Annotated in this window: 12 protein-coding genes and 1 tRNA gene; 3 read left to right on the top strand and 10 right to left on the bottom strand. The window is 67.6% G+C overall.

The window, feature by feature from the left end:
• Positions 1-36: 36 nt before the first annotated feature.
• The 7 genes from pth to I6J77_RS04725 form a co-directional block, all read right to left on the bottom strand.
• Positions 37-621, bottom strand: coding sequence for an aminoacyl-tRNA hydrolase (gene pth / locus I6J77_RS04755; RefSeq protein ID WP_204110773.1), 585 nt, complete (start codon positions 619-621; stop codon positions 37-39).
• A gap of 51 nt (positions 622-672) precedes the next feature.
• The gene (locus I6J77_RS04750; protein ID WP_204110772.1) at positions 673-1,368 is read right to left on the bottom strand and encodes a 50S ribosomal protein L25/general stress protein Ctc; all 696 of its coding nucleotides are present in this window, start codon (positions 1,366-1,368) and stop codon (positions 673-675) included.
• A 209-nt stretch (positions 1,369-1,577) separates the two neighbouring features.
• Complete coding sequence (locus tag I6J77_RS04745) at positions 1,578-2,519, bottom strand: ribose-phosphate diphosphokinase (protein ID WP_200946082.1); 942 nt, start codon at positions 2,517-2,519, stop codon at positions 1,578-1,580.
• Positions 2,520-2,570: 51 nt separating this feature from the next.
• Positions 2,571-2,647, bottom strand: a tRNA-Gln gene (locus I6J77_RS04740).
• Between the two features lie 43 nt (positions 2,648-2,690).
• Entirely contained in the window at positions 2,691-4,082 is a 1,392-nt protein-coding gene (gene ispE / locus I6J77_RS04735; RefSeq protein WP_204110771.1) for a 4-(cytidine 5'-diphospho)-2-C-methyl-D-erythritol kinase, read from the bottom strand.
• Positions 4,083-4,318: 236 nt separating this feature from the next.
• Positions 4,319-4,927 (bottom strand): lipoprotein insertase outer membrane protein LolB, encoded by a 609-nt coding sequence (lolB, locus tag I6J77_RS04730; RefSeq protein WP_204110770.1) that lies wholly within the window; start codon positions 4,925-4,927, stop codon positions 4,319-4,321.
• The gene (locus I6J77_RS04725; RefSeq protein WP_204110769.1) at positions 4,924-6,606 is read right to left on the bottom strand and encodes a tetratricopeptide repeat protein; all 1,683 of its coding nucleotides are present in this window, start codon (positions 6,604-6,606) and stop codon (positions 4,924-4,926) included. The genes lolB and I6J77_RS04725 overlap by 4 nt, the downstream gene beginning before the upstream one ends.
• Before the next feature lie 168 nt (positions 6,607-6,774).
• Here I6J77_RS04725 and hemA point away from each other — a divergent pair, with 168 nt between their 5' ends.
• The 3 genes from hemA (at position 6,775) to ppk2 (ending at position 10,288) form a co-directional block, all read left to right on the top strand.
• Entirely contained in the window at positions 6,775-8,058 is a 1,284-nt protein-coding gene (gene hemA, locus I6J77_RS04720; protein WP_204110768.1) for a glutamyl-tRNA reductase, read from the top strand.
• Positions 8,059-8,143: 85 nt separating this feature from the next.
• Positions 8,144-9,223 (top strand): peptide chain release factor 1, encoded by a 1,080-nt coding sequence (prfA, locus tag I6J77_RS04715; protein WP_204110767.1) that lies wholly within the window; start codon positions 8,144-8,146, stop codon positions 9,221-9,223.
• 285 nt (positions 9,224-9,508) lie between these two features.
• Entirely contained in the window at positions 9,509-10,288 is a 780-nt protein-coding gene (gene ppk2 / locus I6J77_RS04710) for a polyphosphate kinase 2 (protein WP_204110766.1), read from the top strand.
• A gap of 87 nt (positions 10,289-10,375) precedes the next feature.
• On the opposite strand, the gene I6J77_RS04705 is transcribed toward ppk2, so the two are convergent.
• From I6J77_RS04705 to I6J77_RS04695, 3 genes are read right to left on the bottom strand one after another with little or no spacing between them, the layout of a single operon-like run.
• On the bottom strand, positions 10,376-10,645 hold the full coding sequence (locus I6J77_RS04705) for an acylphosphatase (RefSeq protein ID WP_204110765.1): 270 nt from the start codon (positions 10,643-10,645) through the stop codon (positions 10,376-10,378).
• A gap of 13 nt (positions 10,646-10,658) precedes the next feature.
• Positions 10,659-11,144, bottom strand: coding sequence for a TlpA disulfide reductase family protein (locus I6J77_RS04700; protein WP_204110764.1), 486 nt, complete (start codon positions 11,142-11,144; stop codon positions 10,659-10,661).
• Positions 11,141-12,418, bottom strand: coding sequence for a YihY family inner membrane protein (locus I6J77_RS04695; RefSeq protein WP_204111401.1), 1,278 nt, complete (start codon positions 12,416-12,418; stop codon positions 11,141-11,143). The genes I6J77_RS04700 and I6J77_RS04695 overlap by 4 nt, the downstream gene beginning before the upstream one ends.
• Positions 12,419-12,446 lie beyond the last annotated feature (28 nt).

Genomic DNA, 12,446 nt, shown 5'->3' with positions numbered 1-12,446 from the left:
GGCTTTGGCTTTTGACCATTCCCGATTCCCCATTCCCTATTCCCGGCTATTCGTATGCAACTGCTTCATTGCCTTCTCGAACTGGCCTTCCACCGCCAGCGGCAGCACGTCCAGGGAGCGGGCGATGCCGTCGAGGATCGCGTCCTCGTCCGTGGCCGACGGCCGGCCCAGTACCCAGGGCGTGACCTGGTCGCGGTGGCCGGGATGACCGATGCCCACGCGCAGGCGATGGAACTTGCCGTGGCCGAGATGGGCCATGATGTCGCGCAGGCCGTTCTGGCCACCGTGGCCGCCGTCGAATTTCATCCGCACGGTGCCCGCAGGAAGATCCAGGTCGTCGTGCGCGACCAGACATTGTTCGGGTTCGATCTTGTAGTAGCGCAGCGCCGAAACCACGGCGATGCCGCTCTTGTTCATGAAGGTGGCCGGCTTCAGCAGCCAGACCGGTTCGCCGCCGAGGCGCACCCGGCAACTCTCGCCGTGCAGCTTGCCGTCGAAGGCGAAACGCTCGCCCTGCCCGCTGGCGAGGGCGTCAACTAGCCAGAACCCGGCGTTGTGCCGGGTTCTGAGGTATTCGGCACCGGGGTTGCCCAGTCCGACGATGAGTCGCAAACCAGCCATGAGCGACCAGCCACATGATCCCGCGCCCTCACGGACGCGGGATCACACGACTTACTTCTTGTCGCCAGCCGGCTTGGCGGGAGCCTTGGCAGACTTGGCCGCGGCGGCCTTGTTCGCTTCGGCCTCGGCCTCGGCGGCAGCGTCTTCGGCGGCGTCCGCAGCGCTTTCCTTGACCACGTTCACCGTGACCACGGCAGCGTCATGCGCCTCGCCCAGCTGCAGCGCGGGCAACTCCACGTTTGCCGGCAGCTTCAGCTGCGACAGGTGGATGATGTCGCCGGCCACCAGCTCGCCCAGGTCCAGCTCGATGTAGGCAGGCAGGTCCTTCGGCAGGCAGCTGACTTCCACTTCGGTCAGGTTGTGCGAGATCACCACGCCGGAGGTCTTGCCCGCGGGCGACTTTTCCTGGTTCAGGAAGTGCAGCGGCACGTTGGCGCGCAGCTTGGCGTTCTCGTCGATGCGCAGGAAGTCCATGTGCATCATCAGCTGCTTGAACGGATGCTTCTGCCAGTCGCGCACCAGCACCTTCTGCACCTTGCCGTCGACGTTCAGGTCGAGCACCGAGGAGAAGAACCACTCGTTCTTGGCGGCGAGCAGGACGGTGTTGTGTTCGATCTGGATGCTTTCCGGCGGCTGGCCGGCGCCGTAGACAACGGCAGGCACGAAAGCGGCATGACGCAGGCGGCGGCTCGCACCTTTCCCCTCGTCCTTGCGGCTCTGCGCCTTGATTTCATGAGTCTTGGTCATTTCATTACTACCTGGTTTGTGTTTGCCGCCTCGCGGCGGCTGAGTGACTTCCCCGCGACCAGGGAAGACGTTATTTCACGCGGCATCCATGCCGCGAAAAGCTGACGTCAAAACCGCCCATCCGGGGCGGACTTTCAATTTCTTCCACGCGGCGTCCATACCGCGAAAAGCAAGATCAAGACCGTCCATCCTGGACGGACTTTCAAATCTCAATCCACGTACAGCGAACTCACCGACTCGCCGAAGGCGATGCGGCGAATGGTTTCGGCCAGCAGCTCGGCGACCGAGAGCTGGCGGATCTTGGCGCAGGCCTTGGCTTCAGGGCGCAGCGGCAAGGTGTTGGTGACCACCAGCTGGTCGAGCTGGGAGCCTTCGATGTTGCTGATCGCCGCGCCCGACAGCACCGGGTGCACGCAGTAGGCCACCACCTTGCGGGCGCCGCGCTCCTTGAGGGCAGCAGCAGCCGCGCACAGCGTGCCGGCGGTGTCGACGATGTCGTCGACCATCACGCAGGTCTTGCCTTCCACGTCGCCGATGATGTTCATCACGGTCGACACGTTGGCACGCGGCCGGCGCTTGTCGATGATCGCCAGGTCCGCGTCGTCCAGCCGCTTGGCGATCGCGCGGGCGCGCACCACGCCGCCCACGTCCGGGCTGACCACGATCAGGTCGTCCATGCTGTGGCTGCGCCAGATGTCGGCCAGCAGCACTGGCGAGGCGTAGACGTTGTCGACCGGCATGTCGAAGAAGCCCTGGATCTGGTCGGCGTGCAGATCCACCGTCAGTACCCGGTCCACGCCCGCGGCGCCGATCATGCGGGCGGCCAGCTTGGCGGTGATCGGCACCCGCGCCGAACGCGGCCGGCGATCCTGCCGGGCATAGCCGAAGTACGGCATCACCGCGGTGACACTGGCCGCGGAGGCGCGCTTCAGCGCGTCGGTCAGCGCCAGCAGCTCGAACAGGTTGACCGCGCTGGGCGCGCCCGTCGGCTGGATCACGAACACTTCCTGCCGGCGTACGTTCTCCTCGATCTCGATCTGCACTTCGCCGTCGCTGAACGTGCCGACCAGCGCCTTGCCCAGCGGCACGCCCAGGCGATGGGCGACATCCTCGGCCAGGGCACGATGTGCGTTACCGGTAAACAGCATCATCGGGGTGGACGTGTCCACAGGTGTTACCTCGAAAACTTGGCCATCATGAAATGGCTGGGGCGGCAGGATTCGAACCTGCGTATGCGGGAATCAAAATCCCGTGCCTTAACCAGCTTGGCGACGCCCCAGTATTTGTTTGATACGTCTATCCCAGAACTTCGTCCGCTTCCATCAATCCGCAGGCACCGCACCGGCATGTCGCTTCAACGACGACAGCAGGGGCGACACGTCGACGCCACCGGCGACATACGCCGTGAACGCCACCGGACACTGCCTTGCCACCGCCTGCGCCCGCTCCATCGAACGCAGCTCCAGGAACACGCAACCGCCGCTGCCGGATAGTCGCGCCTGGCCGAAACCGTCCAGCCAGTCCAGCGCCGCAGCCACCCGCGGGTGCCGCGCGCACGCGACCGGCGCGAAGGCGTTTTCCGTCGTTTCGCCTGAAGCAAAGGATGAAATTGTCGCCCGCGGGGCATTTCGTGTCAATTCAGACGCTTGAAACAGCGCCGCCGTCGGCACTGCCTCATGGGGATCGAGCACCACGTAGTGGCGCGGCGGCAGCGCCAGCGGCGTCAGCTGCTCGCCCACCCCCTCGGCCCAGGCCGAGCGTCCGCGCACGAAGACCGGCACGTCGGCGCCCAGCTGGCGTCCCAGTTCGGCCAGCCCATCCTCGTCCAGGCCCAGCCGCCACAGCTGGTTCAGCGCCACCAGCACGGTGGCCGCATCCGAGCTGCCGCCGCCCAGGCCGCCGCCCATCGGGATGCGCTTGTCCACCTCGATGTCGGCACCCAGGCTTGTCGCGGCGTGCCGCTGCAACAGACGCGCGGCGCGCACCACCAGATCGTCGGCCTCGGCCACGCCGGGAATGCCCCGCACACGCCGGATCTCGCCGTCATCGCGCACGCGCAGGCGCACTTCGTCACCCCAGTCGAGCAGGCGGAACACGGTCTGCAGCTCGTGGTAGCCATCGGCCCGTCGCCCGACGATGCGCAGGAACAGGTTCAGCTTGGCCGGCGCCGGCCACACCGTCCATTCAGCGGGCGCGGGGGGTGTCAGCGGGCGGCTCATGAACACGCGCAAGGTGTCGGGAAAACCGTTCTCGCGATCGCGCTGGCGCGCAAACGCAAAGGCGGGATCGAGCTTGTCGACCACGACAAAACCGTGCTTCGCGTAGAACGGCGCATTCCACGGCACGTCGGCCAGGGTGCCCAGGTCCACCCGCCGATAACCGGCCGAACGGGCCCACGCGCAAGCATGTTCCAGCAACGCGGCACCGATCCCGCGCCGGCCGTAGAGCGGCAGCACGTCGATCTCGGCGATGCCGATCGCACCGGGTGCCAGCTCCGCGTCCAGCCAGACGAAGCCCACCGGATCGCCGGCCTCGCCCAGGGCGACCCAGACCAGGCCACGGCTGATTGCCTGCAACAGCTGTTCCGGCGGCATCGACAGCGCCGCATAGCTCGTCCACGCCGGATGCCCGCGGAACAGGTGCACGGCCTTGCGCTCGATCGCGCACAAGGCCTCGACCTGGCCGGGTTCAGCGCGTGCGATGGAAAAGGACATGCTTGCGTTCCGGAATTCGCCGAACGATCGGCAGGCGATCAGGGGCGCAAAGACTAACCCGGGAGCGTGGGCGGCAGAAACACAAGCGGCTGCGGCTGCGTGGTTTTGGCCAGCTTTTCCGCTCACTTTCGTTGAATAGCTACGGCTATTCGCCTCAAATGATCGAAAAACCTGACTCAAAACCCCTTTGCCTCGCTCACTTGGTTTCTACCGCCCACGCTCCCAGCCGGGCGAAGTTACTGAAACTGCCAGGACTCGATCGACAGCTTCACCTTGTACGGCGGCCGGGCGGCGAACACCCGGGTCGGCAACGGCGGCTGGCGGGTCTCGTCCCAGGCGCGATAGTCGACCGTCCATCCATCCTGCTGCAGCAGCGAAGGCAGGTGGTTCTCGCCGAAGCTCAGCTCGGCCGGGCCACTGTCCGCGCGCACGCCCAGCACCCAGGCGCGCAAGTCGCGCAGCGGCACCTCCCAGCCCAGCGCCTTGCGCATCAGCGCCTCGGCATCCGGCCCCTGTAGCGGACCATGCTCCAGTCCTTCCAGCACGGCGCCGTCGGGACCACCGCTGAGGCGGAAATTCATCCCGCTGATCGCCGGTCCGCGCAAGGTGAATTCGTAGCGCTCGCCATCCTGGCGCCAGCTGAAGCTGCCGCTGCCGCCGTCCTTGCCATTGGAAATGCCCAGCCTTCCCTGCAGCGACCAGTGGTCGGCATGCGCCAGCGCCTGTTCGCGCGCCAGCTGCGCGTTCAACAGGCTTGCGTCACCCTTCACCCGCACGGCCTGCGGTACGCAGGCGGCCAGCGACAGCAGGGCCACGATGGCGAAAAGAGCCTGCCAGCGCCTCATGGATGCAGCCGCTTCAGCGCCTGCTGCAGGTTGTCGTTGTGCGGATCGAGCTTGCGCACCTCGTCGAAGACCCGCTGCGCATCCTGCCTGTGGCCTTGCTGCCACAGCACCTCGCCCAGGTGCACGCCGACGTCGGCGTCCTTGCGGGCCAGCCAGGCGCCACGTAGCGTCTGCGCCGCCTGGTCGAGATGACCGAGGCGGTACTGCAGCCAGCCCCAGGAATCGGCGATCGCCGGATCATCGGGCTTGGCCGCACGGGCGGCGCTGATCAGCCGGGTGGCTTCGGGCAGGTCGCGATTGGCATCGGCCAGGGTGTAGCCCAGCGCGTTGCTGGCATCGACGTCGCCGGGCTTGAGTTTCAGTAGGCGCTCGAAATCCTGCACCGCCTGATCCACCTGCCCGCCCTCGGCATAGGCCAGGCCGCGGCCGTACAACAGGCCCGGATCATCCGGTACCACCTGCAGTGCGCGACTGAACGCCGCCTCCGCCTTCGCATAGTTCTGCTCGGTCAGGTACAGCTCGGCGTCGGCCTGCCAGGCCTGGCGCAGTTGGTCGGGCTGGTCGAGATAGGCCAGCTGCAACTGCTCCAGCAGCGCGTGCGCATCGCTGCGCTTGCCCTGCCCGTGCAGGATGATCGCGCTGCGCAGGTCGGCGTCGAACGCGTGAGCGTCGTCGTCGCCCACCTGGTCGTACCAGGCCAGTGCCTCGGCCGGCTTGTTCTGCATTTCGGCCAGCTGGCCCAGCAGGTAGGCGCTGTGTTCGCGCACGTCGGTCGGCGCGTTCTGCAATTGCCGATAGAGCGCCGCCAGCGCCTTGTCGTCGTGCAGATGCGCGGCCAGTCCCGCCCGCATCGCGTAGGTGTCCGCGTTCTGCGGACCCTGCGCCAGCAGCTTGCTGGCAGCGGCGTAGTCACCCGCCTGGCCCAGCATGCCCGCGTAGGCAAGGCGCAGCCGGGTGTTCTCCGGCTCCTTCGCCAGGGCCTTCTGCAGCAGGGCGGCGGCACCGGCGCGGTCGCCGTCCTTGAACTTCATCTGAGCCGCCCAGGTATAGGTCTCGGCCGTCCGGAAACGCTGCATCGCCGCCGTGGCGATCTGCGCGGCGTAGGCGTGACGACCCAGGTGGTCGCCCAGTTCGCTCATCGCCAGCCAGGCCTGGGCATCGGCCGGGAGTCGTTGCGGCGTGGCCAGGGCCTCCAGCAGCCGAGCCGCCTGGGCCTGGTCGCGCGCACCCACCAGTACCCGGCCGAACTGGCGCCAAGCGTCCTTGTCACCGCTGCCGACCAGGATTTCCAGCTGGCGCCGCGCCTCGGCGGTGTCGCCGACATCCAGCGCCAGTTGCGCCCGCGCTTGGGCGATCGCGGCGGGCTTGGCGCCCAGCGCCTGCCAGCGCGCCAATGCGCGCCGGGCCGCGTCGTCGTCGTGCACCGCGATGGCCAGGCCCGCCGCACGCTCCGCCACCTTCGGATCATTGCTCAGGGCCATCGCCTTGTCGTAATGACCGGCGGCAGCCTTGAGGTCGGTGCGGGTCAGCGCCATCTCGCCAGCCAGCAGCTGGGCCAACACGTCGTGGTCGGCATCCGGCGTGGCCACCACCAGCTGCGCCAGCGGTTGCGCCGGGGCGGCGGCCTTCACGCTCGAATGCAGCGGCGCACCGGCGCAGGCGGCCAGTCCGAGCGCCATGGTCGCCACTGCCGTAAAATGCCGCACTTGCTTGAACTTGCCGGGCCCGCTCCGCACACTACTCTCCATCCACATGCCTGCCTTGACCGTGCCGGTCACCACTTTGCGGCGTTGCGCCAAGCTTAGCCTACGCCGCCGGATCGCCGCCGCCGAGATGTTCCGACCACCATGCCGCTGATCGCCCTCGGGCTCAATCACCTCACCGCGCCGGTCAGCCTGCGCGAGCAGGTGGCGTTCGACGCGGACGCCGCCGGTGACGCCCTGCGCGCGCTGGTCAGCGAGCCGGGCGTGGAAGAGGCGATGATCCTGTCCACCTGCAACCGCACCGAGCTGTACGTCGGCACCGCCGCCGGCGCCGAGGACATCCCGCGGGCATGGCTCAATCGTCATCATCATCTGACCCCCGGCAAGCTCGATGAGTTCCTGTACCGGCACGACGAGGACGACGCCGTGCGGCACATGTTCCGCGTCGCCACCGGGCTGGACTCGATGGTGCTGGGCGAACCGCAGATCCTGGGCCAGGTAAAGGACGCCTACCAGCTGGCGCGCGGCGCGCAATCGCTGAAGGCGCCGATGGACCGGCTGCTGCAGCACACCTTCGCCGTGGCCAAGCGCGTGCGCACCGACACCCGCATCGGCGCGCACACGGTATCGGTGGCGTTCACCGCGGTGCGCCTGGCCGAGCAGGTCTTCACCGACCTGAAGCAGGCCTGCGTGCTGCTGATCGGCGCCGGCGACACCATCGAGCTGGCCGCGCGGCACCTGGCCGAAAAGCAGGCACGCCGGATCATCGTGGCCAACCGCACGCCGGAAACCGCTCAAGAGCTGGCCGGCCGTTACGGCGGCTACGCGATCGCCCTGGCCGACCTGCCGCAGCACCTGGCCGAAGCCGACATCGTGATTTCCTCCACCGCCGCGCGGCAGCCGATCGTGACCCGCGCGATGGTCGAGCAGGCCATGCTCGCGCGCAAACGCCGGCCGATGTTCATGGTCGACATCGCGGTGCCGCGCGACATCGAGGCCGACGTGGGCGAACTGCCCGACGTCTACCTTTACGGCATCGACGACCTGCGCCAGGTGATCGACGAAAACATCCGCTCGCGCGCCGCCGCCGCCCACGACGCCGAAGCGATCATCGACCTGCAGGTCGACCGCTACATGGCCTGGCGCCGCGCGCTCACCGTGCGCAACCCCGCGCTGGACATGCGCCAGCACGCCGAGGTTTATCGCGACGAAGTGCTGCTGAAGGCCCGCGGCATGCTGGCCCACGGCAAGTCGCCGGACGAGGCGCTGGCCTTCCTCGCCAACACGCTGACCAACAAATTGCTGCACCACCCCAGCGCCCGCCTGCGCGAGGCCGCGCTGAACGGCGACCTCGACCTGCTGCACGCGGCGGGGCGGCTGTACGGCCTGGACGAAGACGATGACGGGCGCGCCACCCGGGGCGAATAGCTAGGGCGGCTGGCTGCCGCGCACCGGAAGTTCCTTGCCGTACAGCGGCCTCGCCCTCACCCGCACCACTCGTTCCCGGCCTGCCATGACCCCATCGATCCGCCGCAAGCTCGAGGCGCTGTCCGAGCGTCATCATGAAGTCGGCCTGCTGCTGTCGCAGCCGGACGTCCACGCCGACAACAGCCGTTTCCGCGAACTTTCCCAGGAATACGCCCAGCTCGAACCGGTCGCCGCGTCGCTGCGCGAACACGGCCAGACCGAGCGCGAACTGGCCGAAACGCGCGCCATGCTGGACGACCCCGAACTGCGCGAGATGGCCGTCGACGACGTGCGGCGGCTGGAACAGCGGCTGCAGGATCTGGACGGTGAACTGCAGTTGCTGCTGTTGCCGAAGGACCCGCGCGACCAAGCGAACCTCTACCTGGAGATACGCGCCGGCAGCGGCGGCGACGAGGCGGCGATCTTCGCCGGCGACCTGTTGCGCATGTACCTGCGCTACGCCGAAAGCCGTCGCTGGCACGTCGAGATCCTCAGCGAGCACGCCGGCGAACACGGCGGCTACCGCGAAGTCGTGGCCCGCGTCGAAGGCAGCGGCGCGTATTCTCGGCTGAAGTTCGAATCCGGCACCCACTGCGTCAAGCGCGTGCCGGTCACCGAATCGCAGGGCCGCGTGCACACCTCGACCGCCACCGTGGCCGTGCTGCCCGAACTGGACGAGATCGACGACATCACGATCAACCCCGCCGACCTCAAGACCGACACCTTCCGGGCCTCCGGCGCCGGCGGCCAGCACGTCAACAAGACCGACTCGGCGATCCGCATCACCCACCTGCCCACCGGCACCGTGGTCGAATGCCAGGAAGAGCGCAGCCAGCACAAGAACCGCGCCCGCGCGATGAGCCTGCTGAAGGCGCGCCTGCTCGACGCCGAACGCAGCAAGCAGACCGCCGAACAGGCCGAGTCGCGCCGCCTGCAAGTCGGCACCGGCGACCGCAGCCAGCGCATCCGCACCTACCGCTACAAGGACAACCTGGTCACCGACCACCGCATCGGCCTGAACCTGTACAGCCTCGCCGAGATCATGCAGGGCGACCTGGCCGAACTGATCGACACGCTGACCCGCGAACACCAGGCCGACCAGCTGCAGGCGCTTGGCGGCAGCTGAAAGCCGCACTTCCCGTGGCACAACACTCGCCCCCTCCCCTACTTGCAGGGGAGGGTTGGGGTGGGGTCGCTCTTCGCCGAGCCAAGGTCAAAAGCTCACCCCCTCCCAACCTCCCCCTGCTGGCAGGGGGAGGAGCAGAAGCCATCTGCGAACCAGTGGGCAACGAAAGTCGCCCTGCTCCCTCCCCTGCTTGCAGGGGAGGGTCGGGGTGGGGTCGCTCCTGAACCTCACCCTCACGCCGCGGCGGGTTACCCTGCACGCGACATGGCATCCGGCGAGGCGATCATGGGCAAGCGCTACCGCAAGGCGATCGGGGAACTGCAGCTCGAACTGGTGCGGTTGCAGCATGGGCTGCGCAGCAGCGGCAAGCGCCTGCTGGTGATCTTCGAAGGCCGCGATGCGGCCGGCAAGGGCGGCACCATCAAGGCGATCACCGAAAGCCTGGACACCCGCGGCTATCGCATCGCCGCACTCGGCAAACCCAGCGAGGAAGAAGCTACCCAGTGGTATTTCCAGCGCTACGTCGCCCACCTGCCGAGCGCCGGCGAATTCGTGCTGTTCGATCGCAGCTGGTACAACCGCGCCGTGGTGGAACCGGCGATGGGTTTCTGCACGGTCGCCCAGTACGAGGCCTTCCTCGATGCCGTGCCGGCCTTCGAGAGGCTGCTCGCCGACGACGGCATCATCCTCGTCAAATACTGGCTGGCGGTGGACCAGGCCGAACAGGAGCAGCGTTTCGCCGAACGCGCCGACGATCCGCTGAAGCGCTGGAAGCTGTCGCCGGTGGATCTGGCCGCACGCCAGAAATACGCCGAGATGGGCAAGCTGCGCGACGTGATGATCGAACGCACGCACGCCGACCACGCACCGTGGTTCGTGGTCGATTTCAACAACCAGAAACGCGGCCGCATCAACCTGATCCGCCACCTGCTGCAGCAGGTGCCGCTGCATGAGGAAGCGGTGCCCAAGGTGAAGTTGCCCAAGCTGAAGGGCAAGCCGCGAGGCGAACATGTCACCGACATGGCGCTGTGGGTGCCTGACACGTTCCAGGAATCGGCGGACTAGAGCTGCCCCGAACACGATCGCGCAGGGTCCTTCGACTTCACTGCGCTGCGCTCGGGACGAACGGAGTTGCCACGGTGTGTGGCCGATTCACCCGCCCGTGCGAAAGCCTTGCAACTCCTGCTCCGGCAGCTCCTCGCGGACGACCGCATCGACCCGCGCCGCCGGCGGCCCCTGCCACAGCCAGCGCTCCAGCGCGTCCAGCGCATCGGCCGGGCCGCTGGCGAGCACCTCGACGCGGCCATCGCCGCGATTCGTTGCATGGCCGGCGACGCCGAGCGCCACCGCCTGCTCGCGGGTGCTGGCGCGGAAGAACACGCCCTGTACCCGTCCGCTGACGATGAAGCGCGCCGTCGGCATCACGATGCATCCATCACGGCTGGCCGATCAGCGCGGCCAGCGACGCTTCGGTCACCGGCCCCACGATGTGTTTGGCCACCTTGCCGTCCGGACTGATCAGGTACGTCGTCGGCAAGCCGCGCGGTTCGTCGAAGTCCTTCAGCGGTTTGTCCAGCGTGACCTGGGCGATCGGGTACACCACGGGATGCTTGGCGATGAAGGCCTTGATGTCCGCCGGCTCGCTGTCGTCGTAGGCCAGGCCGATCGCGGCGACGTTCTTGTGGCTGGCCACGAATCGCGAGATGTCCGGCATCTCCTTGATGCACGGCACGCACCAGGTCGCCCAGTAATTCACGATCACCCACTTGCCGCGCTGCGCGGACAGGTCGAAGGTCTTGCCGTCCAGCGTGGTGACGTGCAGCGAGGGGCGCTCCGGCATGGCCGCCTGCGCGGCGAGGCCGAAGGCGAGCGCCAGGCCGAACACGACGGAGCGGAACGACGTGGAATGCAGCAGGGTCATGCGGGGAGTTCCTCGGTGTCGGTCGCCACCGTGGCGACCGGGGGATAGATTTCGTCGAGCCGGGCGCCCAGTTTCGTCTTCAGCTCGGCCGCCAGGTCGGCCAGCATGGCGAGCAGTTCGGGTGGCAGTTCGATGCCCAGCGTAGCCGCCTCTTCCACCGGCTGCAGCGGCAGGCGGTAGTCGGTGTGGCGATAGACGCGCAACAGGTCGGTGCTGTCCAGGCTGCGGCACAGCAGCCAGCCGCCGGCCTCGCCACGCTGGATCAGTTCGGCCTGGTCGAGGTCGTCGAAATAGGCCGAGATCAGCGCGCTGCGCAAATACGGCTCGCGTATCCGCAGGTCGGCCGGGTCCACGCAATCGCCGCGCCGCTGCGCCTCCACGAAATGCCGCAGCACCACCAGCAGGCCGAGGAACTCCGCGCCCTCGGGCAGGGTTTCCTTGGGCGCGTGATACTCGAACGCCGAAGCGGACGCGGCGATCGACGCGGCCAGAATCACGATCACCCACGACAGGTAGATCCACAGCAGGAAGATCGGGATCGCCGCCAGCACGCCGTAGATCTGCTGGTAGGTCTGCGCGTGCTGCACGAACTGGCCGAAGCCCCAGCGCGCGATCTCGAACAGCACCGCGCCCAGCAGCGCGCCGATCGCCGCGTCGCGGCGCGACACCTTGCAGTTGGGGATCACCGCATACATCAGCCACAGGGTGAAGAACGTCACCAGGAACGGCAGCACGCTGAGCAGGCCCTGGGTCAGCGCGCCGAACTGGTCCACCGCGTTGTGCAGCAGCGGCGCGGCCGTCACGTAGGACGTCGCCGCGATGCCGCCGACCACCAGGATCGGCCCCAGCGTCAGCGCCGCCCAGTACAGCAGCAGGCGCGAACCCCAGCTGCGCGCCTGGTGCACCCGCCAGATCCGGTTCAGCCGATCCTCGATGCTGATCATCATCGACAGCGCACTGAACAGCATCACCAGGATGCTGATGCCGGTGAGCTTGCTGGCGTTCGCGGCAAACCCCAGCATGGTCGCCTGCACCGCCTCGCCGGTGGACGGCACGAAATTGTTGAACACGAAGTTGATCAGCGTGTCGCGCGCCGGCTGGAACACCGGGAACGCCGAGAACATCGCCAGCACCGCCACCGTCAGCGGCACCAGCGACACCAGGGTGGTGTACGAAAGCGCACCGGCCGTCTCGAAGCACTTGTCGTCGATGAAGCGCTGCCAGATGAAGCGGCTGAACGTCCTGGTGCGGTCGCGATTGAAACGCCGGATCATCACGGTCCTCTCGTCGCTGAGCCCATAC

It is taken from the genome of Rhodanobacter sp. FDAARGOS 1247, from assembly GCF_016889805.1.
GTDB lineage: Bacteria > Pseudomonadota > Gammaproteobacteria > Xanthomonadales > Rhodanobacteraceae > Rhodanobacter.
Note: the sequence above shows the minus strand (reverse complement) of the source record. Positions and strands in the feature narration are given on the sequence as shown.